This is a genomic window from Streptomyces spinoverrucosus, from assembly GCF_015712165.1.
GTDB lineage: Bacteria > Actinomycetota > Actinomycetes > Streptomycetales > Streptomycetaceae > Streptomyces > Streptomyces spinoverrucosus_A.
Genome location: NZ_JADPZX010000003.1, coordinates 412425 through 435388 on the forward strand (window position 1 = coordinate 412425; position 22964 = coordinate 435388).

At 68.7% G+C, this 22964-nt stretch carries 17 protein-coding genes and 6 pseudogenes; 12 read left to right on the forward strand and 11 right to left on the reverse strand.

The window, feature by feature from the left end:
• Nucleotides 1-255 precede the first annotated feature (255 nt).
• The 4 genes and pseudogenes from I2W78_RS39360 to I2W78_RS39375 all read left to right on the forward strand — a co-directional run.
• The gene (locus tag I2W78_RS39360; RefSeq protein ID WP_196465545.1) at nucleotides 256-2643 is read left to right on the forward strand and encodes an alpha-L-fucosidase; all 2388 of its coding nucleotides are present in this window, start codon (nucleotides 256-258) and stop codon (nucleotides 2641-2643) included.
• 95 nt (nucleotides 2644-2738) lie between these two features.
• Nucleotides 2739-3029, forward strand: a pseudogene (locus I2W78_RS40950) (transposase); the annotation flags it as partial.
• Nucleotides 3030-3088: 59 nt separating this feature from the next.
• The gene (locus tag I2W78_RS39370) at nucleotides 3089-3637 is read left to right on the forward strand and encodes a YciI family protein (RefSeq protein WP_196465547.1); all 549 of its coding nucleotides are present in this window, start codon (nucleotides 3089-3091) and stop codon (nucleotides 3635-3637) included.
• A 148-nt stretch (nucleotides 3638-3785) separates the two neighbouring features.
• A pseudogene (locus tag I2W78_RS39375) lies at nucleotides 3786-4392 on the forward strand (site-specific integrase); the annotation flags it as partial.
• A gap of 21 nt (nucleotides 4393-4413) precedes the next feature.
• Here the strand turns inward: I2W78_RS39375 and thrS are convergent.
• The 4 genes and pseudogenes from thrS to I2W78_RS39395 all read right to left on the reverse strand — a co-directional run.
• Nucleotides 4414-5646, reverse strand: a pseudogene (gene thrS / locus I2W78_RS39380) (threonine--tRNA ligase); the annotation flags it as partial.
• A 416-nt stretch (nucleotides 5647-6062) separates the two neighbouring features.
• The gene (locus tag I2W78_RS39385) at nucleotides 6063-6455 is read right to left on the reverse strand and encodes a hypothetical protein (protein WP_196465549.1); all 393 of its coding nucleotides are present in this window, start codon (nucleotides 6453-6455) and stop codon (nucleotides 6063-6065) included.
• On the reverse strand, nucleotides 6418-6882 hold the full coding sequence (locus I2W78_RS39390) for a hypothetical protein (protein WP_196465550.1): 465 nt from the start codon (nucleotides 6880-6882) through the stop codon (nucleotides 6418-6420). Before I2W78_RS39390 ends, I2W78_RS39385 begins: the two co-directional genes overlap by 38 nt.
• Before the next feature lie 192 nt (nucleotides 6883-7074).
• Nucleotides 7075-7287 carry a hypothetical protein gene (locus I2W78_RS39395; protein WP_196465551.1) on the reverse strand — a complete coding sequence of 71 codons (213 nt, stop codon included), beginning with the start codon at nucleotides 7285-7287 and terminating at the stop codon, nucleotides 7075-7077.
• A gap of 494 nt (nucleotides 7288-7781) precedes the next feature.
• On the opposite strand from I2W78_RS39395, the gene I2W78_RS40955 reads away from it, so the two are divergent.
• Nucleotides 7782-8348: a hypothetical protein gene (locus I2W78_RS40955; RefSeq protein ID WP_230887103.1), complete on the forward strand. Its 567-nt coding sequence runs from the start codon at nucleotides 7782-7784 to the stop codon at nucleotides 8346-8348.
• A 73-nt stretch (nucleotides 8349-8421) separates the two neighbouring features.
• On the opposite strand, the pseudogene I2W78_RS41805 reads toward I2W78_RS40955, so the two are convergent.
• Both I2W78_RS41805 and I2W78_RS41810 read right to left on the reverse strand, forming a co-directional pair.
• Nucleotides 8422-8655 (reverse strand): annotated as a pseudogene (locus I2W78_RS41805) (transposase); the annotation flags it as partial.
• A gap of 72 nt (nucleotides 8656-8727) precedes the next feature.
• Entirely contained in the window at nucleotides 8728-9015 is a 288-nt protein-coding gene (locus tag I2W78_RS41810) for a transposase (RefSeq protein ID WP_374222760.1), read from the reverse strand.
• 583 nt (nucleotides 9016-9598) lie between these two features.
• Between I2W78_RS41810 and I2W78_RS39405 the strand changes: the two genes are divergently transcribed.
• Nucleotides 9599-11782 carry a serine/threonine-protein kinase gene (locus I2W78_RS39405; RefSeq protein ID WP_196465553.1) on the forward strand — a complete coding sequence of 728 codons (2184 nt, stop codon included), beginning with the start codon at nucleotides 9599-9601 and terminating at the stop codon, nucleotides 11780-11782.
• A gap of 288 nt (nucleotides 11783-12070) precedes the next feature.
• Here I2W78_RS39405 and I2W78_RS39410 read toward each other — a convergent pair whose 3' ends face one another.
• The gene (locus tag I2W78_RS39410; protein ID WP_196465554.1) at nucleotides 12071-12292 is read right to left on the reverse strand and encodes a hypothetical protein; all 222 of its coding nucleotides are present in this window, start codon (nucleotides 12290-12292) and stop codon (nucleotides 12071-12073) included.
• Nucleotides 12293-12820: 528 nt separating this feature from the next.
• Here I2W78_RS39410 and I2W78_RS41890 point away from each other — a divergent pair.
• The 4 genes and pseudogenes from I2W78_RS41890 to I2W78_RS39425 form a co-directional block, all read left to right on the forward strand.
• Nucleotides 12821-13010 (forward strand): annotated as a pseudogene (locus I2W78_RS41890) (transposase); the annotation flags it as partial.
• A gap of 55 nt (nucleotides 13011-13065) precedes the next feature.
• The gene (locus tag I2W78_RS39415) at nucleotides 13066-13404 is read left to right on the forward strand and encodes a hypothetical protein (protein WP_196465555.1); all 339 of its coding nucleotides are present in this window, start codon (nucleotides 13066-13068) and stop codon (nucleotides 13402-13404) included.
• A gap of 386 nt (nucleotides 13405-13790) precedes the next feature.
• Nucleotides 13791-14357, forward strand: a complete 567-nt coding sequence (locus I2W78_RS39420) for a PadR family transcriptional regulator (protein ID WP_196465556.1) — start codon at nucleotides 13791-13793, stop codon at nucleotides 14355-14357.
• Between the two features lie 78 nt (nucleotides 14358-14435).
• Entirely contained in the window at nucleotides 14436-16154 is a 1719-nt protein-coding gene (locus I2W78_RS39425; RefSeq protein WP_196465557.1) for an acyl-CoA dehydrogenase family protein, read from the forward strand.
• A gap of 302 nt (nucleotides 16155-16456) precedes the next feature.
• Here I2W78_RS39425 and I2W78_RS39430 read toward each other — a convergent pair whose 3' ends face one another.
• A complete protein-coding gene (locus I2W78_RS39430; RefSeq protein ID WP_196465558.1) occupies nucleotides 16457-17119 on the reverse strand; it encodes a pyridoxamine 5'-phosphate oxidase family protein in 663 nt (220 codons plus the stop codon).
• 730 nt (nucleotides 17120-17849) lie between these two features.
• On the opposite strand from I2W78_RS39430, the gene I2W78_RS39435 reads away from it, so the two are divergent.
• Together I2W78_RS39435 and I2W78_RS39440 are read left to right on the forward strand one after the other, a co-directional pair.
• A protein-coding gene (locus tag I2W78_RS39435; RefSeq protein ID WP_196455809.1) for an IS3 family transposase occupies nucleotides 17850-19042 on the forward strand; the annotation gives its coding sequence in 2 pieces (ribosomal slippage) (nucleotides 17850-18114 and nucleotides 18114-19042; 1194 coding nt in all).
• A gap of 256 nt (nucleotides 19043-19298) precedes the next feature.
• Nucleotides 19299-19862: an RICIN domain-containing protein gene (locus I2W78_RS39440; RefSeq protein WP_307784054.1), complete on the forward strand. Its 564-nt coding sequence runs from the start codon at nucleotides 19299-19301 to the stop codon at nucleotides 19860-19862.
• Nucleotides 19863-19897: 35 nt separating this feature from the next.
• On the opposite strand, the pseudogene I2W78_RS39445 reads toward I2W78_RS39440, so the two are convergent.
• From I2W78_RS39445 to I2W78_RS39460, 3 genes and pseudogenes are all read right to left on the reverse strand, one after another.
• A pseudogene (locus I2W78_RS39445) lies at nucleotides 19898-20422 on the reverse strand (amidohydrolase family protein); the annotation flags it as partial.
• Between the two features lie 670 nt (nucleotides 20423-21092).
• Complete coding sequence (locus tag I2W78_RS39455) at nucleotides 21093-21698, reverse strand: DUF2867 domain-containing protein (protein ID WP_196465560.1); 606 nt, start codon at nucleotides 21696-21698, stop codon at nucleotides 21093-21095.
• Nucleotides 21695-22381, reverse strand: coding sequence for a TetR/AcrR family transcriptional regulator (locus I2W78_RS39460; protein ID WP_196465561.1), 687 nt, complete (start codon nucleotides 22379-22381; stop codon nucleotides 21695-21697). The genes I2W78_RS39455 and I2W78_RS39460 overlap by 4 nt, the downstream gene beginning before the upstream one ends.
• Between the last annotated feature and the right edge of the window lie 583 nt (nucleotides 22382-22964).

Sequence of the window (22964 nt, forward strand, 5' to 3'; positions counted from 1 at the left end):
GAGGGAATTGATGGGTGCATGACTGTTCCCGAGTGAACATCACGCCCTTTAAGGTCCGATGTGTGTGAAGCATGGGGGAGAAGAATCAGCTTTCCAGGCGCGGATCATGCACCTGGCGCGTGGATAGATCGGAGGGGTGGCGGGATGTGGAGATCGTTCTGGAAACTCGCAGCCGCATTACTCGTTGCTGCGGGGCTACTTGTGACTCCTGGCTATGAGGCAACGGCCCATGAGTCGGCGCCTCCGCGCCCCGCCGTGCGGGGCATACCCGGTGAAGTCGAGCTGAGCGCCGATGACGATGTCGCGGCTTGGCAGCGCCTGCAGTTCGGGCTGTTCATCCACTGGGGTCTGTACTCGGAACTCGGCGGGGTATGGCAGGGCCGGCCCGTCACATCGGGATACAGCGAGCAGATCCAGATGTGGGCGAACATCCCCGAGGCCCAGTACCTCGAGGTGGCCAAGCGCTTCCAGCCCGATCACTTCGACCCCGCGCAGATCTGCTCCCTGGCCAAGGCGGCCGGCATGCGCTACGTCGTGATCACCAGCAAACATCACGACGGCTTCTCCATGTTCAACACCCGGACCACGGAGTACGACGTCGTCGACGCCACCCCGTACGGCAAGGACCCCCTCAAGCAGCTCGCGGATGCCTGCCGGTCCCAGGGGCTGAAGTTCGGGGTCTATTTCTCCCTGGTGGACTGGCATCAGGGACACTCCTTCGACGGCGGTAACGAGAACCCGATCCCGCCATCCATGGAGCCGGTCATCAAGGCGCAGCTGCGCGAGCTGATGACGCACTACGGCGACATCGCCGAAGTGTGGTTCGACATGTCCGCGCCCACGTCGTCGCAGAGCGAGGACTTCGCGAACGTCGTGCGTGAACTGCAGCCTCACGCGGCGATCAACAGCCGGGTGTGGAACAACAAGGGCGACTTCCGCACGCTGGGGGACAACGAAGTCCCCTCCGTCCCTCTCGACGGGCCATGGCAGACTCCCGCCTCGATCTACCACGAGACCTGGGGATACCGCAGCTGGCAGAAACGCGATGATCTGCCCGGCAAGATCCGCGATCTCGTGACGGGACTGACCAGCGTGCGAGCGCGCGGCGGGAACTATCTGCTCAACATAGGCCCCCGCGGCGACGGTTCGGTCGTGGAATTCGAGGCCGATGTCCTGCGCGGCATCGGACGCTGGCTCAAGCAGCATCCCAAGGCTGTCCTGGGGGCGTCCGCCACGCGCTTCGGCGGTCAGCCGTGGGGCGAAGTCACGGTCAACGACCGAGATCTGTTCCTGCACGTCACCCGCTGGCCTGCGTCCGGTGAAATACGGCTGCCCGGCCTGGTGACCGGTGTACGGCAGGTGACGGAAGACGGCTCGGCGGAGCAACTCCAGTGGCGCCGGGACGGAGACGACCTGGTCGTCACCCTCCCCGAAACGCCACGGGACGACGTGCTCCCCGTCCTTCGCGTGGAACTGGAAGGACAGTTGCGGATCATTCCGCAGAGCACGCAGTCGCTGTCCGCCACCAGCCGTGCCGCAGTGGTGGATGCGAACGCTCTCACACACGGCTACAGCTATGCCGACGCGGGCAGGTACTCGCGCACGACACGCACGGTGGTGCGGCACACGGCGTACCTGACCACCGATCACTCCCGGGACGTCAAAATGGTCCTGCGTGGTACGGCTGAGCCGGACCGACTGTATCGGCTGACGGTGGGCCACCGGTCACGGCTGCTGACCGGTGCACAACTGACCCAGGAGGCGGTCGGCCCGTTCACGCTCCCGCGCGGCCGGGTGACCGAGGTATCGGTGACGCCGGCGCGGCCGCAACACGTCGGCGAGGACCTGGGGTTCACGCTGGACAACCTTCTGGTCGGTCCTTCGGATGCGGTCGTGGCGTGGGCGGAACTCCCCAACCAACTGGTTGTGGGATCCCGTGGGGAAGCCCGGGTCCATGTGTCCAACCTCAGCCGCCGCACGGTCGACGGCACCATGACGCTGAGGGTGCCCGCCGGGTGGGGCGACGTCGCCCCGGTCGCTTTCAGCAAACTCTCTCCAGGGGCAACGTCCACCGTCGTCGTTCCGCTCCGCGTCCCCCCGGACGCGTCACCGGGACGCCGTACTTTCCAGGCCGTGGCGACGGGCGGCAAGCACACCGTCAACCTGCAAGCCACTGCCGAAGTCGTACTCCCCAACGTGGCGCAGGGCAAAGCAGCCACGCAGTCCTCCACGGCGTGGGAGGGTGTTGCTGCCCGCGCCGTCGACGGGAACACGGGTGGCAGCTACTTCGGGGACAACTCCACGACACACACGGCAGAGCCGTCAACGGAAGCGTGGTGGCAAGTAGACCTCGGCCAGGGCTACGACCTGGACAGCATTGAGGTGTGGAACCGGTCCGACTGCTGTACCGAGCGTTTGTCGAACTACTGGGTGCTCGTGTCGCAGACACCGATCACGATGCACTCACTTCAGGAAGCGCGCGCCATGCCGGGAATCGTCGCCATACGCATGGGCGACCCCGCCGCGCGGCCCACGCACATTCCGCTCAGCGGGACTCATGGCCGCTACGTCCGTGTACAGCTTGAGTCCGCGACTGATCCACTGTCCTTGAGTGAATTCGTGGTTCGAGGACTGCCGAAGTGAACGTACTGTGCGTCCACTCGGGACAGACGGCATCCGCCTCGTAAGCCGGAATACCTTCAGGCCGGCGGTGCCGTTCTTCCTGCCCTGAGCAGCCGCGGGTGCCGGACGACCGGCAGGCACGGTGCGGGATCCTGTTCGTGCTCCGCACCGGCACCCAGTGCGAGTACCTCCCGAAGGAACTCGGCTTCGGTTCGGGGACGACCTGCTGGCGACGCCTGACGACCTGGAACGAGGCCGCGTGTGGGACGAGCTGCATGCGGTGCTGCTGAAGAAGCTGTGGGCAGCGAGGAAGCTGGACTGGTCTCGGGTGGTGATCGACTCCTCCCACGTGCGCCCCGCTCGACCGCGCACGGCCGGGCAGCAAACACCACGTCGTCACCGATGCTCAGGTGCTCGACAGTGAAACCCGCTCGACCTGCTTACCTCCGTGAAGAGATCCTTGGGCATGGAGTTCCTCTGTTACCACCGCGACCGGCCCGGCTCCCTGCCACTGCGCTACGAGCTGCTGGAAGAGCATTGGTCATATATGGACACGTACGCGAAGGAGATGATCGCCCGGGGCCCGACCTTCGCCGACGACGGCGACACACCCACCGGTAGCGTGCACATCGTCGACCTGCCCGATCCCGCCGCCGCCCGCACGTTCGCCTTCGACGAGCCGAACTACCAGGCCGGCGTATACCGGGATGTGCTGCTGCGACGTTGGCACAACACCCTGGGGCGCACCATGTGGGACTTGCCCGGCGGTCGGACCGGCGGCAACCGATACCTGGTGCTCGGCCTCGGCACGGGGCAGGCCGCCGACACCGCGGTGCCGCCCGACAGGGACGAGCTGATCGCCTACGGGCCGCTGCTGTCCGACAACGGCGCCACCTGGCTGGGCACCGCGGCGTTGGTCCGGGCGCCGGACCCCGACACGGCACGCGCCATCCTGACCCCAGACCGGTATGACGACATCGAGGTGCACAACTGGCAGTTCGGCGGGCGGCGGTGATGACCGAGGACGTCCAGGCCGGCGTCACATCCATGTCAGATCGTGCGCCAAGCCGACGTCGGCCCTGGTGGACGGCTGACGAAGCGCCGGCGACCCGTCTGAAGTCCTCCCACGGATAACACCTCAATATCTGCGGTAAGGGGAAGCGGTGCCCATCGTCGTGCAACTGCCCACCGGCAAGGCGTTGACCGTCCGCGCGGCGGCGGACGTGTTCCTCGACTCACTCGGAAACCCGAACGCGGTCTGCGACTACGTGATTGGCGAGGCTCTGAAACTGCTGTGGGGCAGCGCGGCGGTGAACCCGTGGAACTCCCGCCGGGCGGGGTGCTGTCCTGGCTCGGTTGATGCCGGGAGCGCGGTTACGAGGGGCCGACGGTCCCGTCCCGGGCGAAGCGGCTGGCGGTAGCGGACTCCGAGCCCCCGGCCCGCTGGTAGATGGCCGTCGACCGGCTGGTTGCTCGGTGCGAGGTACGCCCGCGGGAGAAGACACTGTGGCGGATGCTGTACGAGCCCGCCGGCCGTGCGGAGGAGATCCTCGGCGTGAACATCGAGGACCTGGACTTCGCCGGGCGTCGCTGCCTGGTCCAGGCGAAGGGTGCACGGAGCAAGGCTCGCAGTCGGGCTAGGCGCGCGAGGACTTCGTGCTGGAGACGCCGTACTGGAACGCCGGCACCGCACGGTCCCTGCCTCGGCTGCTGCAGGGCCGCTCCCGCGGGCCGGTGTTCGTCACCCACGGCCGCCCCGGGGCCGGGCGGCAGGCCCTGATCGCGACGCTGCTATGAGGCGGCGCCGGCCCACAGGTCGGTGCTGTGGGCCCCGATGAGAGCGCTGACGTGGGTGAGTACATCATTGACCGGCAGCGGGGCCAGTCGGCGTCCGTCACGCAAGCGCAGTGCGACGTGCTCGTCAGCGGCCTCCTTGGCGCCGATGACGGCTTGGTAGGGAACCAGGCGGGCCTCTCGGATACGGGCACCCAGGCTGCCGCGTTCCGGTCCCGCGATCTCGGCACGCAGTCCGAGACGGGTGCAGCGTTGGGCGAGGGCTGCGGCGTTCGGCAGTTCGGTGTCGGAGATCGGGAGAACGACCAGCTGAGTCGGGGCGAGCCAGGCGGGAAAGGCACCGCCGTGCTGTTCGATGAGATGGGCGACGGCACGTTCCACGCTGCCGATGATGCTGCGGTGGACCATGACCGGGCGGTGTTTGGCGCCGTCCGCGCCGATGTAGTGCAGGTCGAACTGGTCGGGCTGGTGGAAGTCGACCTGCACGGTGGACAGGGTGGACTCCCGGCCGGCGCCGCCGGTGACCTGGACATCGATCTTGGGGCCGTAGAACGCGGCCTCGCCCTCGGCCGCCTCGTAGGGCAGGCCGGAGCGGTCGAGGACGTCGGTCAGCAGGGCGGCGGATCGCTGCCACTTCTCGGGTGCGGCAACGTACTTGCCACCGGAACCCGGGAGGGAGAGCCGGTAACGGGTCGGGGTGATGCCGAGGGCCTCGTACGCCTGGCGGATCATCTCCAGCGCCGCCTGCGCTTCCTCGGTGACCTGGTCCAGGGTGCAGAAGATGTGCGCGTCGTTGAGTTGGATGGCCCGCACCCGGGTCAGTCCGCCGACCACGCCCGAGAGTTCGGAGCGGTACATGCCGCCCAGTTCGGCCATCCGCAGGGGCAGTTCGCGGTAGCTGTGGGAGCGGGAGCGGTAGATCACCGCGTGATGGGGGCACAGGCTCGGCCGCAGGACGACCTGCTCGCCGCCGAGTTCCATCGGGGGGAACATGTCGTCGCTGTAGTGCGCCCAGTGCCCGGAGATCTCGTACAGCTCCCGCTTGCCGAGTACCGGTGAGTACACGTGGCGGTACCCCGCTCGCCGCTCGGCGGCACGGATGTACTCCTCCAGGGTGTGCCGTACGGTGGCGCCGTCGGGCAGCCAGTACGGCAGGCCTGCGCCGATGAGCGGGTCGGTGTCGAACAGGCCCAGTTCACGGCCGAGCTTGCGGTGGTCATGCATGGCGGTCTCCTCGCGGACATCGGGCGAGTGACCGCAAGGCGAAGCCCCGGGGCACTCGCCCCGGGGCTTCGACTAAGACATCTGTCAGCGCGCCGGGACACTCTCCGGCGTCGTCGTCATAGCAGCGCGCTTCATGTCGGTGACGTTAGCAGGACGTAGCGATGTCCACACGGCTATTCCTCATAGGGAACGTAGCTGGACAGCCGTAACGAGAAACGTCGCAACCTATCTTGCTCTGCACATCGCGCGCCGCTCGACGTACGGCCGCCCGCGAACGTCCCCCGACGGCAGGGCGAGGACATCGCACACGACGAGCAAGGCGGGGTTGCTGCTCCGCCAGCCGCCGCGCCCGTGCCGGCGACGACGCTGCCCGGGACTGCGCCGCCCCGAAGCTGATCCGTCCGTCCACGACGATCACAGCCTCACCGTCCAGCGCCACACCCCAGCTGCGGGTGCTGTCCGGCGGCCTGTTCACCGGCTCGCGCGCACTGCCGGTGTCGGCCTACCCGCACATCCCGGGCGCCAACGAGCGCATCGCCCAGCTGACCGGCGTCACCTTCGGCGACGGCTACCGTGCCGCGCTGGCGGACGGCACGGTCGTAATGGACGCCGCGGATGCCGCCACGGGCCTGGTCGCCCTGCGCAGCCGGCCGGGCGCGAACGCCCTGGATGCCGCCGCCGCGATGCAGCGTGCCTGGTACGTCGACGGCCGCAGCCTCTCCGACGCCTCGGTCCACCGGGACATAGCTGCCGAGCTGGGACTGGACGCCGACGCGCTCACGGTTGTCGATCTTGACGCCCTTGTCGGTCACCATCAGCCGTTTGAACGGCAGCAGCTTGCGGTTTTGGTGGGGAGTCAGCGGCATCGGCACGTGGCCCCTCGGCGGCCACCAGCGTCGCGTACATCCGGTTCGGGCTGATCGTCAGGCCCGGCAGGGACGGGCGGCGCAGCCCGGCGTGCGGTTTTTGTTGCCGGTCCTGGACGATCCATTCATCGAGCAGGTCCTGCAGCCGATTCAGGCTCCACAGTGGCCCGTCTGCGCCGTGCTTGCCGCGCCGCTTCAGGTCATGAAGGTGCTCTCGATGATGGCCTTGTCGGTGGCGGTGCGCTCCATGGCCGGGGCGGCCGTTGATGCCCAGCATCCGGCACACGTCGTCGAAGTGCTCGCTGTTGAAGACCTTGCCGTGGTCTACGACGCCCATCCGCGGGCGGATCACCGGCCGTGCGGACGCGCCGAACATACGCGGATCACAGGCCACCGGATCGGTATAGGGGCATCTCGGAGTGCTCCGCCGGCGCCGGCGGCGACCAGCCTGGTCGGCCCAGCATCGGAGCCAGGGCCTGCGCCGGCATCAGCACCGCGTCGAAGGAACGGGTGGCGCGCCCGCCCAGCCGCCGCCCCCGCGGGCCGCGGCCCGGCACCTTCGGCACGATCATCGCGCCGAGAAGTCGATCTGCACCTGCTCACCCAGCCGCAGCGCGTTCATCGGCGTGTACGGGGGCACCGCCCCGTTGGCGGCGTCCATCCGCCGCTGGGTGGGCCACCGCAGCGACTCCACCTTGATGCCCAGCCGGTCCAGCAGCCGGTAGAAGGTGGCCTGGCAGATCATCAAGTCGTCGTACTCCCAGGGACGTTCCCGCCTCACGGCAGCCTGCAGCCGCTCATACAGCCGGCTGCCGTCCCCGTCGGACTCTGCCTTCTGCGCCTCTCGCCGATCAGGCCGCAAACGCCGGCGCGCGACAAGGATCAAGAGCACGCTACCGTCGCCCAGCTTGCCGAGCAGGCAAAGGAAGCGGGGCCGCAGGCCGCCAAGGAGACGGAGTCCGCCAAGGCGGAGTCCGCTAAGGTTCCCCGGCAGCAAGTCCCGGAACAACGCCCTGCGGCACTTCATCTGGCAGGCCGCGCTGACCTACTTCTTCGGCTGGCGTGCCGCCAAGCGGCTCGGTGACGCCCACGAGTACGGGCAGACAAGCCCCGATTCCCGGAAGGACCAGTACAACAACCGGTGGCAACCGTGTGCCAGGGCTGGTCCCCTCGAGGGCCGGTCCCGGCACCGCCGTAGCCCTCTCTCCTCGCTCAGGCTGCTATTGCCCCCCACCAGACCGTGCAGCCCGCCCACCCACGACCCTCGGAGACCCCATGCAACCCCGGACGCACACCCGGGCGCTCGCCCTGGCCGGCGCACTGCTCCTGGCCACCGCACTGCTCGCCGCCGGCTTGACCGGTTGCTCGGCGCTCTCCCCGTTCAACACCTGCGACGACACGGCGACTCGCGTGGAGGAACTGCGATCCCAGCCGATCCTGCAGTCCGCCCCGGCGGGGGCGATCGTGCCGAAGGACCTGGCTTCGGTGCGCGCGGGCTGCCTCGACGACAGCGGCGACGCCTGGCTGTACGCCGAACGCATCTACGCCTTCCCCGGCTCCCGGCAGGAGGTCGTCGACTTCTACCGCACTACAGCCAAGGCGGACAGCTGGCGAGTGCAGTCCGACCCTGTAGACCTGAGCACCCCCGAGACAGTAGCGGGACTGTGCTTCACCAAAGGCGGGGACGGCAACGCCCTCCTGCTGACCGTGCAGTTCACCACAGCCGGCGAGCTGAAATTTGAGCACGGCTACGAGGCCGGGCCGGAGTTCGACTCGGGCTCCGGATTCGAGATAGAGGTCGGCTCCGAGACGGACGGGGCGAAGACCGGCTGCTTCGACTGACACCCACGAACTGGAAGCCCGTGGTGTCGTCGGAGCGTTTGACGATGTCGAGGTGAGCTGCAGGTTCTCGGCCCGCCCCGTCGACGAGCCGACCCGCATAGCCGCCGTCCGCCCAGACGAGACGGACGGAGAAGTGCCGCTTACGCAGCTGTTCCAGCAGCGGTACTGCGGCGTCGCGGTCCTGCACACCTGCCGCGGTCACCGCGACGGCCAGGAGCAGGCGGAGGCAGTCGACCACCAGATGCCGCTTGCGCCCCGAGACCTTCTTCCCGCCGTCCCAGCCGGACGTCTCTGCGGGGATGGTCACTGCCGCCCGCAGGGACTGCGACTCTACGATCGCCGCACGGGTCCGGTGAGCGGCCCTCTTGTCCCGGACCGGTCACGCAGCCGGTCGTGCAGCTCCGCAAGCAGACCCCTCACCTGCCGGCGGCGGGCGAAGGCGTGCATGCGCCGATACGGTGGGCAAGCCCGTGGGCAGGTTGGCCCACTTCACTCCGTTGTCGACGACGTGGCGGACCGTGTCGAGCATCACGCGGTGGCAGTAGCTCTCGGGGCGGCCGCCCCGCCCCTCCAGCCAGGCCGGGATCGACAGCGATGCCCTAACGACCTGCCACTGCGTCTCCGTCGTATCCGAGCCATAGCACGGGAGACGCTGCGGACCATCCACCGCCTTGCCTACCCTGTGTCCGAAGCAGTCACCACAGGTGACGACGTGGCGCGCTCCGGCACCTGCACGACGAACGTCGTGCGGGAACAGCTCCTGCGGTCGCAGAAGGGCGGAGTGGGGTCGGCGTTCTGGTCGTGCAGGACCTCGCCCATACGGCGATCGTCAGCGACGTTCGTTGACACGCCGGGGTCATAGCCGCGGCGGGGAGCACGTGCGCTGGTGCTGGTCCGTGTCCTCGACCGGGGGTCCATCCGCGCTTGCGCGGGGAGCAGCCGACCGATATCCCGGCCGGCACCAACCCCCAGTGGCTGCAAGCGCAGCCCGCGGTCTACCAGTGCGAGTGCATCGACCAGGGACCATCCCCGCGGGTGGGCATCCCCGGACGGCCCGCTGGTGCCGCCTGTGGTTCGAGTACCCCGGTCAGCCGCCGGGGTGCACGCCACGGAAGGGGGCATGGCATCCGGCTTGCGCTTTCGCATGATCCGGACCACGCCGCGCGGAGCATACGCGGGCTACCCTGGAAAGAGGCTTTTCAACGCTCGCCGGGTGACCCCTACTGGGCCGTTCTGGAAGAGGGAGCGCCATGACGGGAGCGTACGAGGCCGCCGGGCGCGTGATCGCCGGGCGCTACCAGCTCCTACGTCGGCTCGGCGCCGGCGGCAGGGGACGAGTGTGGCAGGCGTATGACCAGCGACTGGCGTGCGAGGTCGCGCTCAAGGAGATCGTCCTGCCGCCGGACATCCCAGAAGAAGAAGTGAGCGCCCGGATCAAGAGGGCCCGCGGCGAAGCGCAGCACGCTGCACGGCTGCGCAACCACCCCCATGTGGTCACGGTGTACGACATCGTGGAGGCCGACGGTCTGCCGTGGATCGTCATGGAATTCGTCCCCGGCGCCATGGACCTGAACGCGGTGGTGCGCGAGCGGGGGCCGCTGCCGCCCGCCGACGTCGCCCGGATCGGGCTGGCGGTCCTCGACGCCCTGCAGGAGGGGCACCGGCTCGGCATCCTGCACCGGGACGTCAAACCGGCCAACGTCCTGCTGACCCACCCCGGCCCGCAGCCCTCCCACTCTACGGAGGGCGGCCAGGTGCTGCTGATCGACTACGGCATCTCGCTGGAGCCGAGCTCCGGAGAGACCCGCCTGACCGCCACCTTGGATCTCATCGGGACCCCGGGCTTCATGGCCCCGGAACGGGCCCATGGCGAACCCACCCCGGCCGGCGACCTGTTCTCACTCGGTGCCACCCTGTACTTCGCGCTCGAGGGGACCGGCCCCTTCGACCGCGACTCCGCCATCACCACCCTGAGCGCCGTGCTGTCCGAGTTCCCCCTCCCGCCGCGCCGGGCGGCGGAGCTGACCCCCGTCCTCCTCGGGCTGCTGGCCAAGGACCCGGAGCAGCGGATGAGCGGCGACGAGGCCGCCCGGCGGCTCATCCCCATCGCCGCCCAGCCCCACCCATCCCCTTCGCAGTCACCGGCTCTTCCCCCGGTCATACCGTCGCCCGAGCCGGAGCAACCGACCGGCCGGAAGCCGCCGTGCTCCCCGGAGCCAACCGCGCCGACCGAGATCCTGCCGCCGGCCGAGCCGCGGGAACCGTCCGGCCCGCCCCCGGAATCGCCGCCGCCCAAAGGTGACGAGGCCCGGCCGCGGCCCCGCCTGCCGCGATCCAGGCACCGACGGGCCAGGCTCATTGCGGGGGTGGTGGCGGTGGCGCTGGCCGCTGGGGGTGTCGGCATCTACCTGGCGCAGTCCAGCCCCTCTGGTCCTGAACCAGCACCCTCGATCCCGGTCGGCGACTCCCCGCAGGGGGTGGCGATGTCCCTGGATGGGCGCCGGGGCTACGTGGCCAACTTGGGCTCGGGATCGGTGTCGGTGATCGACACCCTCACGAACCGCACCGAGGACCACCCCATCCGCGTCGGCAAAAACCCTCGGGACGTGGCAGTGTCACCGGACAAGCGCCAGGTCTACGTGACCAACTACGGCTCGGACTCGGTGTCGGTGATCGACACCCTCACGAACCGCGTGGACCGCACCATCCCCGTCGGCTCCACCCCGGCGGGGGTGACGGTGTCCCGGGACGGGCGCTGGGTCTACGTGACCTTGAGCCGCTCGGGCTCGGTGCCGGGCTCGGTGTCGGTGATCGACACCACGACGAACCGTGTGGACCGCAGCATCCCCGTCGGTAAAGACCCGCAGGGGGTCGCGGTGGCCCCGGACAAGCGCCGGGTCTACGTGACCAACTTCGGCTCGGACTCGGTGTCGGTGATCGACACCGCGACGAATCGCGTGGACCGCACCATCCCCGTGGGCAAGGTCCCGGTGGGGGTAGCGGTGTCCCCGGATGAGCGCCGGGTCTACGTGACCAACCTCTACTCGGACTCGGTGTCGGTGATCGACACCGCGACGAACCGTGTGGACCGCACCATCCCTGTCGGCCGCGGCCCGCGGGGTGTGGCGGTGTCGCCGGACAGGCGCTGGGTCTACGTGGCCAACAACTACGAAGGCTCGGTGTCGGTGATCGACACCGCGACGAACCGTGTGGACCGCACCTTCGCCGTGGGCCGCGGCCCGCTGGGGGTAGCGGTGTCGCCGGACAGCAATCGGCGCCAGGTCTACGTGTCCAACTTCGTCTCGGACTCGGTGTCGGTGATCCCGTTCGGGAAGGCGTCTGACAGCTCAGGACTGGGCCCGGCCGATTCCGCGGGACCAGCAGTATGGGCCGTCCGCCCGGAAAGGAAACGTCTCCCTCAGAAGCGCGCATGACCCACGTAGGCGTTGGCGCGATCTTTGACCGGTGGCCTGCTCGGCGGCGGTCCCAGACGGCGTTCGGCCGGATGCAGGCCGAGGCGGTGATGGCCTGAGTAGTTCGCTGTTCGCGGGCAGGGGCCGGTGTTCGGCGATGTCGGTATGCAAGAGGTGCGCCAGGACCTTGGCGTCCAGGCGGTCGGACGTTCTTGCGGCTCAGTGATCAAACCTTGGGCGGCACCTCTCGTGACAGTGTGAGAGCACTGGTCGGACCACACCAGGCCTGGTGAAAATGGTTGCCGCACGTCACGGCGGGGTGCAGCCCGGCGGATCCCAGACGAGCATGCCGTCCTCGATGTGGTTGCCCGTACAGGGCTCGTGTGGTGCCGCGTTCGACGGTTCCGGCGTGGCCTTCGTTGTCCGAGGCACTGCCTCGGCGCTTGCCACCCCCACCGTTCCGGCGAGCAGCGCAGCCGCGCAAGACGCGCCGACGAGATGCCGGAGGCGCCGCCAGGCGTTTGTCTCCATGATGATCTCCTGGGGGTGGATGGGCTGCTTACCGACCAGCGTGGGAGGTCGGCGATGATGGCGTCAACGCCCATAGAGGACCTGTCACGATATTGGGACATTCCAAGACATTGGTGACTTTCCATAGATCTTGCCCGTCGCCTTGGAGGCCCCTCCCAGCCCGGTCGCCGACCGCGTGCAGCAGTCGATGGCGGAGCTTCTTCGGCTCGGCAGTGGCCAGTTCTCCCTTCAGCAGCAGGACACGCATCCAGGCCGGCAGGTCGATCGCCGCGAGGCTGTGTTCGAGCCATGCGGCGGTTGCACCGCCCGCTGACCCCGCTCCCCGCATTCCCTCACCTCGGGAGCCGCATTTCGCCGGGCCCCACCATCCCCGCGGGTGCGGGAGTAGGTCCGGGTTGCGGTCTGAGAAGTGGTGTACGGGCACCTACCTGATCCGGGTGTTTGTCCTGGCGTCGGAGTGAGTGTCCGGATACAAGAACGGCCACCGGCTGATCTTCGAGATGCCCAGGCTCGAAGGAGATCAGCACGATGACGGCATCAGACCGTCTGCCCCTGCACGCCCTCACGGAAGACAACCTCGCCGGGGCGAGTTCCGATTTGCTGCGCGCGATGGTCAAGACGTTCGCCGACGCGCTCATGTCCGCGGGCCGACGCCCTCCGCAAGTCCGAATACGGGCAGGTCGGTGACGAGAGGGTCAACCACCGCAACGGCTATCGCAAAACGAGATCACCGAGTGGCCGTCGATACACCACACCAGCGGACGTGACCGGGGATGGGGCTCGTCGTCCTTGGCTGCCAGTGCAGACAGGAGGAGTCGGAGACGCTCCTTGAGCTGGATGGGTTCTGTGTGGGTTCGGGCGAGCTTGCCGGTGAGCCGCTGACTGAGGTCCCGCAGCCGTGCGATGCGGGCCTCGCGCGGATCGGGCCGCTGGCCCGCTGCCCAGGCGGCTGCCCGTCGCTTCTCGAAGTCTTGGGAATGTCCCGGAATCGGCTGGTAATCGTTAACCGATCGCTGGATCCGGTGAAGACTTTCAACGATGTCGAACAGCCCGCCATTGCCAACTCTGCGACGACTGAAAAGCCGCTTGATGAATGGGCTACGAATGACTGATACGGCAGGAGAACGCCCACAAGGCACCTGTATCGAAACGGCGCCAAAAGTATCCAGCTTGGCCGCTTGATCCTTATTTGGGTTCGTGGGCGAGAGTCGAGCGCCCATAAGGAAGCCGCAGTTTCTGCAGCAGTTGGCGGCCTGAGGCGTAGGTCGGCCGCCTCGCTCCGGGTCTGCAGTGCAGCAGGGGACTACCGAGTTCCCTGGCTCGTCGGGGCCGACGTAGAGGGGGCCACGGGGCGGGCGGCGTCGGCGCGTTGAAGGCGCGAGGGACACGGAAGACGCGGAGACGGCGGTGGTGAGGGCGAAGACGCATGCGCGTGAGCCCTGTCTCACCGGTGCAGTGGCCCTTGGCTATGCAACGAGTTGCATAGCAGGATCGAGTGATGGCGCTCGAGCACGCGATCCTCGTCTCCCTGCTGGAGAAGCCGGGTTCCGGCTATGAGCTGGCCCGGCGGTTCGAACGGTCCATCGGCTACTTCTGGACCGCCACGCACCAGCAGATCTACCGCGTTCTCAAGCGCATGGAGAGCGATGGCCTGCTCTCCGTCCGCTCGTTGCCGCAGCAGAGTCGGCCGGACAAGAAGGAGTACTCCGTCGTGGGCGCCGGCCGCGCCGCCCTCTCCCAGTGGCTGCACGAACCGATCGAACCCGAGAGCATCCGGCACGACCTCGCGGTGAAGATCCGCGGCGCGGCCTTCGACGACCCGTCCGTGCTGGTCCGTGAGGTCGAACGGCATCGCCAGGTGCACAGCGACCGGCTCGCGCACTATCTCGCCGGGGAGCTGCGTGACTTCACCGGCCCGACGGCCCCCACCCTGCTCGACGCGGGTCAGGAGCTGCAGCATGTTGTGTTGCGCGGTGGCATCGCGTACGAGCGGATGACGATCGCCTGGCTCGACGACGTGCTCGCCACCCTCAGTTGGCTCGGCAGCCCACACCCGCATGGCTGAACTGCCGGTCAACCCAGCCCGGCTCCGCGACCTTCGTTCCCGCACCGTTCACCCTCAACCCTCGTAAGGCGGACCCCCATGGCCGACCCCCTCCTCTTCAACCCACGCACGTACGACCCGGCGCAGTTCGACCCCGAGACCCGCAGGTTGCTGCGTGCCACCGTCGACTGGTTCGAGGACCGCGGCAAGCGCAGGCTCATCGAGGACTACCGCTCCCGCGCCTGGCTGGCCGACTTCCTCGCCTTCGCCGCCAAGGAGGGGCTGTTCGCCACCTTCCTCACTCCGGCGTCCGCCGCCGGCCACAAGGACCAGCGCTGGGACACGGCCCGGATCGCCGCCCTCAACGAGATCTTCGGGTTCTACGGTCTCGACTACTGGTACGCGTGGCAGGTGACCATCCTCGGTCTCGGACCGGTCTGGCAGAGCGACAACGCCGAGGCCCGCACCCGCGCCGCGGAACTCCTCACCCAGGGCGAGGTGTTCGCCTTCGGCCTCTCCGAGAAGACCCACGGCGCCGACATCTACTCCACCGACATGCTGCTGGCGCCGGACGGCAACGGCGGCTTCAGGGCGTCGGGTTCCAAGTACTACATCGGCAACGGCAACGCCGCCGGGCTCGTCTCGGTCTTCGGCCGACGCACCGACATCGAGGGCCCCGACGGCTACGTCTTCTTCGCAGCCGACAGCCGTCACCCGGCCTATCACCTCGTGAAGAACGTCGTCGACTCCTCCAAGTACGTCAGCGAGTTCCGCCTCGAGGACTACCCGGTCGGCCCGGACGACGTCCTGCACACCGGCCGCGCGGCCTTCGACGCCGCCCTCAACACCGTCAACGTCGGCAAGTTCAACCTCTGCACCGCCTCCATCGGCATCTGCGAGCACGCGATGTACGAGGCGGTCACCCACGCGCACAACCGCATCCTGTACGGCCGCCCCGTCACCGCCTTCCCGCACGTACGCCGCGAGCTGGCCGACGCGTACGTCCGCCTCGTCGGCATGAAGCTGTTCAGCGACCGCGCCGTCGACTACTTCCGCTCCGCCTCGCCGGACGACCGCCGCTACCTGCTCTTCAACCCGATGACGAAGATGAAGGTGACCACCGAGGGCGAGAAGGTCATCGACCTGATGTGGGACGTGATCGCCGCCAAGGGCTTCGAGAAGGACACCTACTTCGCCCAGGCCGCCGTCGAGATCCGGGGGCTGCCCAAGCTCGAGGGCACGGTCCACGTCAACCTCGCGCTGATCCTCAAGTTCATGCGCAACCACCTGCTGAATCCGGCGGAGTTCGCCGACGTGCCGACCCGCCTCGACGCGGCCGACGACACGTTCCTCTTCGAGCAGGGACCGGCCCGTGGCCTCGGCTCCGTGCGCTTCCACGACTGGCGCCCCGCCTACGACGGATACGCCGGGGTGCCGAACGTCGCCCGCTTCAGGGAGCAGGCCGACGCCCTGTGCGAGTTCGTCGCCACCGCGGCCCCCGACGAGGAGCAGAGCCGCGACCTCGATCTCCTGCTCGCCGTCGGCCAGCTGTTCGCGCTGGTGGTGCACGGCCAGCTGATCCTGGAGCAGGCCCGCCTGACGGACCTCGACGAGGACGTGCTCGACGAGCTGTTCTCCGTCCTCGTCCGCGACTTCTCCGCCTTCGCCGTCGAACTGCACGGGAAGGACTCCGCCACCGCGGATCAGCAACGCTGGGCGCTCGGTGCGGTCCGGCGTCCCGTCGTCGACGCAGCGCGTTCGCAGCGCGTATGGGAGCGTGTCGAGGCCTTGTCTGGGGCCTACGAGATGGCGCCCTGACAGCGCGCACAGGGGCTCGTCGACACACACGTGACGGTCATGGTCTCCCGGAGCAGTGACGCCCCTACCGTGGCCGTCCGCGCGTTCTGCCGCGCGGAGGCCCCGGTACATGGTGCCGACTTCGCCACGTACCCACCATAGCCACCGCAACGACGGGAATGCTGCGGTGGAATCCGTCGGTCCGTCGCCACTCCGTTCGTGGCCGTGACGGCCGCGGGGGAGTGGTCGCAGAAGCCCGGCGGCGACGGGCGCCTCGAAGACCCCGGGGCCCGCCCTGCGTGCGGCACCGGCTCCCTCACGGGTCAGCCCCGGCCCGGTAGCAATCCGTTGTGAGTTCCCGCGGTCTGCTCGCCCTCGTGCGGCGGGAACTGGTGCTCGGCGCGCGGGACGAAGTAATCGGCATCCTTTGGCCGCTGGGCCCCCGGGCGTGGACGCGGTGCCGGCTCGAGATGGGGAATGTGCTTGGAGCAGTGCACGTACGCCTCCTCCACCGTGATGTGCACCCAGAATTCGGGCCTGCGTCCTGGAGCGGTGTCGACAGGAAGGCCGGGGTAGGCCCGCCGCTGCTCCTCGTCCCGGTGGAGCCGAGCTCCGCCGTTGACGTGCAGCCCGATGTGATCATGGGCGAAGTCAACGAAGAGCAGGCCTATATGGGGGTTCTCGGTGATGTTTCCAGCGCTGGCGAGGACACCGTTCCCACGGTACTCAGGGTAGGTGAGGGTGCTGTCGTCCAGCACGGTGACGAATCCCGGCGGACCGGCACGGAATGTGACGTCACAGGCTCCGCCGGCGTCCGACGTGGACAGGAACGCCATGGTTTGCCGCCCTATGAAGTCCACCATCCGCGGGGTCAGACGGGGCCGCACTTGGCGGTCGTAGAAGGTGGCTGCCTGGTCCACCGTACCGAGAAGGTGTTGCAGGCGGCGCTCGCCGGGGGAGCCGGTGGACTCGTGTGTGTGGTTCACGGAACGCGCTGCCTTCCTATGGCCTTGTGCTGGGCGTGGGGAGCGACGGCACTCTAACGTTCGATGGAGCACAGTGTCGTGGTCGGTACAGATGAGCGACTCGTGATCTCTTCACGGCCATGCGCAGCGACAGAGTGCGACGGACAATCGTGCGGACCGAACGCCAGGACGGGACGGCAACTGCCACGAGCACACCGGCAGCGACATCAACTGCCCCAGGCTGCTGACCGATACGGCCCGCAGACCCGTGCGGTGCCGATGAGGGGTCCGCGAGCCAGCTGCATGTCCACCGGGCCCGCGTCCGGACCGCCGCCGAGCGCCGCGGCGGCGACGAGGTGGCCCCCGCGCCCGTCGACCAGCGCCTCCAGTCCTAGGGGCCGGGCAGCAGCAAGTCACCCCGACGTCTACGCCGCCGGTGAGTGTGCGTACGCGATCGGTGAGAACGGCCGGCCCTGGCAGTCATGCGCCGGCCGCGGGCCGATTCCCGGTCCGTACTCGATGCTGAGCCTGGGCGCGGCGGGGGCTGGGGTGCAGGACACTGACGGGTTTACGGCGGTGGCCGATGCGACGCGGGAGACGTTTTATCGAAAACTGCGGCCGATCAGTGAGGAATTCGTGCCGGGCGCCCGCGCCCGCGCCTGCGGCCTCGGCGAGGAGGTGAGCTGTACTGAGATTTGTGGAGTCCCTGATGCCAGGGTTACGGTCCTGGCGAAGGAGATCCACCAGCACCATGGCAGCACCCCGTAAATATCCGGACGAACTGCGCGAGCGCGCGATTCGCGAGGTCCGCACCACCGGCCGCCCGATCGCGCACGTCGCGAAGGACCTCGGCATCCACAAGGAAGCCCTGCGAGGCTGGGTCCGCCAGGCCGAGGCCGACCGCGGCGAGCGGGACGACCGGCTCACCACCGCCGAGCTGGACGAGTTGAAGCAACTCCGGAAAGAGGTAGCGGAGTTGCGGCGGGCGAACGAGATCTTGAAAGCCGCCTCGGTGTTTTTTGCCCAGGAGATCGACCGTCCCCGGACGAGGCCGAGCAGGTGATCGACCACCTGCGCGAGAGGGGCCTTGGGGTCGATCCCGTCTGCCGGGTGCTGGAGCTGTCGCCGTCGACGTACTTCGCCCGCAAGAAGCGGCCGAAGTCGGCCCGCCGGCTCCGGGACGAGCAGCTCATGCCGCTGATCGAGGAGGTCCACGCGGAGTCGGGCGGCACCTATGGCGCCCGCCGGATCACCCGCGCGCTTCGGCGCAAGGGCCACGGGGTGGCCCGCTGCACCGTCGAGAGGCTGATGGCCGAGCTGGGCCTGGAGGGCGTCATCCGTGGCCGGCGGCGTCGGACCACGATTCCGGAACCGTCGGCGCCGCGTCCGCCGGACCTGGTCGACCGCGACTTCACCGCCTCCCGGCCCGATCAGCTGTGGGTCGCGGACATGACGTATGTCCGCACCTGGTCGGGATGGGCGTATGTGGCGTTCGTCCTGGATGTGTACTCGCGGATGATCGTCGGCTGGCAGGTCGCGAACCACATGCGGACCGAACTCCCTCTGGACGCCCTGGAGATGGCGCTCTGGCGGCGTCGGATCAAGAAGGACTCCGGACTGATACACCACAGCGATCGCGGGTCGCAATACGTATCAATTCGGTATACCGACCGGCTCGCCGACATCGGCGCCTCAGCCTCCGTCGGCTCCGTCGCGGACTCGTATGACAACGCGATGGCCGAGGCGCTGAACGGCACCTTCAAGGCCGAGCTGATCGAGATGCAGGGACCCTGGAAGGACGTCGACCAGGTCGAGCGGGCGATCTTCCAGTGGATCACCTGGTACAACGAAGAGCGTCTTCACTCCGCGCTCGACTACGTGCCGCCGGCCGAGTACGAGGAAGCCTTCTGGCGCAGCCAGGAGCAAACCCCGCAGTCCGCCTGAACCAATCAAGATCGGACTCTACGAAACTCGGGGCAGCTCAGAGGAGACACGTCAGTGGCTCCAGGCACACCGCCGTATTGCCGCCGGTGAGCCCGCACCCACCCATGACCATGACGGCGACAAGGGTGAAGCCTCCGCGGGCAGTGAGTCCGTCCCGATGCACGCCCCGCGATGGTGGCGCCGGGCGGTCGGCCTGCTCAGCGCCGCTGGCATCGGTGCCGTCGGCACCCTTGGGGCTTGCAGTCTGGTTCGCGACGTGTCTCCGTCGCCCGATCTGCCCGCCGTCCCGGTGACCGGGTTGCGCATGCTGGCCGTGGGCAGTTGGGCCCGAATCCACCCCGCACGTACACCCGAGCTGTGCGTGACCGAAGGCAGGGATCGCACCGGCCGCTACGAGACCGCCGTGGCCGCTCAACGACCCTGCGCCCATGCCGTCGTACCCGGGGTTTTCCTCGAACCCGTGGGCAAGGACCTCGTACAGATCCAGTGGCACCACCCGAAGCACGGCATCGGCTGCCTGACGGTCCTGCTGACAGGCCCGGGCCGGAACCTGGTTGAGCCCCGAGACGACTGCGCCAACACCAACCAGGCCCAGCAGTTCCGCATCGAGCCCTTCGGCCCGTCGGCGGTCAGCCACTTCCGCATCCGTCCGATCAGCACCGACTGGTGTCTGAGCCTGCGCGACCAGGACACCACGAGCGGAACGGAAGTCGTCCAGGGCCGCTGCTCCGGCGCCGCCGACCAGGACTTCCTGATCGAACTGACCCCTCCCCCAGCAACCGCTGCCGCCGGACGCGGCCACGCGGTGCCGTCAGCTTGAGCTCCACAACGCGCTGGACGCCGTGGAACAGGTGGAGCGGAGATCCGCGCCGGGCGGTGGGCCTCGGTGCGAGTGGGTGCGGGCGATCTCGTCCTCGTCGGCGGTAAGGAGGCGGCCGTCGGCGACGATCTGTTCGCCGTTGACGAAAGACGCGGTGACCGGGGCGGCGGCGCCGAAGACCAGGGCTGGTGACCGGGTCGGCGATGGAGGCGTGGGCGAGGGTGTCCAGTTTCCACAGCACGAGGTCGACGGGCTTGCCGGGCTCCAGGGAGCCGGTCTGGTCGGCGCAGCCGAGGACTTGGGCGCCGCCGTGGGTGCCGAGGCGCAGCGCCTGACGGGCGTTCAGGGCGGTCTCGCGGTGGGCGCGGAGGTGGTTGATGAGGAGGGCGTTGCGCAGTTCGGTGTGGAGTTCGCCGGACTCGTTGGACGCGGTGCCGTCGACGCCGAGGCCGACGGGGACACCGGCGGCGAGCATGTCGGGGGACGCGGGCGATACCGGCCGCGAGGCGGGCGTTGGAGGAGGGGCAGTGGGCGCCACCGGTCGCCGCGACGGCCCACGCAGGCTTCTTCGCTTGGCAACTCGCCGCCGGCGCCGGCCACCGCGCCGCCGCGTACTGCCTGTACCTGCATCACCTGGCCCTGGGTGAAACGGTGAGGCACGGCACTGGCTGCACGAGGTCACCGACGACGTCCTCGACACCGGGGCGCCCGACGAAGCCTTCCTCGCGGTCCTGGAGACCGTCGCCCTGTACGTACGAAGGAACGGTTCCACCCTGACCAGCCCCCCCGACTAAAGGCCTCGAGATGGATGTCGACCGCCTGGCCACCATCAAGAGCGGCTCATGCATCATCGTCCAGCGCCCCGACCAGCGCCTCGCCGACCGGCTGCACCACTTCACCCGCCGCTGACGCGATGCTCGCGCTTGCTGCCGCCCTTTACGAGCGTTACCCCGTTGGACGCCCCCCAAGGCGGTCGGCCGGGATCCGCGTGGACGACCAGTTGCTGAACACGGTCGCCCTGCCGAGCGGAGGCGGATGCGCCCTTCTTTGATCGATTCGCCCCGGAAGGGATCACCAGTGTGCGTGAAAGATCAGGGGTGCGCAGAACGGGCATGTCGTGCGCCGGCGACATCAATCACAGCTGCTCGTCCCTGGGTCAACCCGGCCGTCGGTTGTTCAGAGATGACCGCTGAGGGCCGCGAGGCGGGACGGTGGCCCTAGTTGGGGCGGTCATGTTTTAGGCCCCTGCAAAGGCGGGGGCGTCGACCGCCGCCAGCTCTCCTCGATGCCCCGCATCAGCGGCGGATACACGATCAGGTGCCGCAGCGGTCCGATCGCCGCCATGTACGCCTTGCCGATCAGGCCGTTGGGCTTGACCAGGACGGCCATCTGGCCGCGGTGTCCGCCGTGGCCGTCCGGCACCCAGGCGAGATGCATCACGGCCTGCACGGTCCGGTTGGCCATCTCGGCCGCCCACTCGTGCTCCAGCAGATAGACCGAGTTGAACGGCAGCCGGTCGAACTCCGGCCCGGGGGGCAGGCTGCGCAGGTCCTCCGGCAGCCGCTCGCGCAACGTCGGCACGCGCGTGCCGACGCCGGTGTCGCTCTGGTCCCAGCGCAGTAGCGCGCCGAGCTTCCACCGGAGGGCGAAGAGTGCGCGGGCGAGTCGGGAGGGGTTGTTCATCGTGTCGCCCTCGGCGGTGTTCTGGACGAGGCGCGCGAAGTCGCCGGGGCCGCCGGGTGTCGGCAGGGCCCAGACGTCGTAGAGCCGGAAGTCCGGCGTGATCTCGTGGATCCGCCAGGGCCGGGAGGTGTGTGCGGTGTCCGGGAGCCTCATGGTTGTGCCTCCTTCGAGGGGGAGGGGTAGGTGGTGCCCGGGTCGAGTCCGAGGGTGCCGGCCGCAGCGGAGGCCACGAGCGCCCCGTCCTCGGGAACGTGGCCGGCCAGCGCGATCGAGGCGCCCTCGACCGTGCCGACGAAGGCGAGTGCGACGGCCCTTACCGGGGGACCGTCGGGAATCGAGCCCTCGCGTCGGCCGGCTTCGATCAGGCCCTCGCAGCGGGCGAGCAGCACCTCGTAGGCCTGCTCCACCTCACGCCCGATCGGATGGTCCTGCCCGGCGAACTCCAGCCGCAGCGCCATCGCCACCCGCGCGATGTCGCGTCGGCAGAACGCGGTGTGCGCCCGCGCGAGCGTCAGCAGCGCCGCGACCGGATCCGGCTCCTTCGCGATCTGGGCACCGACCTCCTGGCGCCAGGTGTCCAGGACCCAGTCGGACACGGCCAGGGTCAGCTCCTGCTTGTCCTTGAACAGGTGGTAGAGCGCGCCGCGCGTGTAACCGGCCTCCTTGGCCACCTGCTCCAGCACGAGATTGCGGTAGCCGTACCGCGACAGCCCTCGTGCGGCCGACTCCAGCAGCGCGCTCCGCGTACGCGCCCGCCGCTCGGCCTGCGTCGACCGGCGGGGGGCACCCTCCGAGGCGCCCTCTGGCTGACCTTGGCCGACGTTACGTACATGCATGTATGTATGTTAAGCATGAGGGATCGGTTCTTCGCAAGAGGCGAGTCCATGGACTGAGCGCTGTAGGGGCACGGGCAATGGAGGGCTGGTGGTGGACCAGGCTGCGTGAACGCGGCTTCGGCGGTCTTCCGGGCGGGGAGCGCTGTACGGGCTTCGCGTTCCAGGCGGACGGGTTCGGCCTGGTGGGGAAGCGCGGCAGGCCGGGGAAGTCGAGCTGTCGGGATGTCTCCGCGAGGATCGTGGGCAGGTCGGCGCGCTGCTCGATGTGCTCGGCGTGCCCGCGCAGGGCGGCGGTGTGTACCGTGGCCGTTTTCTGCGACGGCGGTGATCGGCGGCGGAGGACAGCGGGTTCACCGAGACTTCCGGGTGGTCGAAGCTGTCGCGGTAGGGGATGAGGCTGCCGTGGTAGCCGGTGCGGCTCCTGGAGTTGCGGTGACGGGGGTTCTTGAAAGCGGCTCTGACCGCAGTTTCGTGAAGCCTCGGTTTTGCCCAGCCTTGGCCACGACTGTGGCCCGGTTCGGATCACCGATACACCTATCCGAGCCCTCTCCCGACGTCCCGTGAGCGCGAGACGCGGGATGGG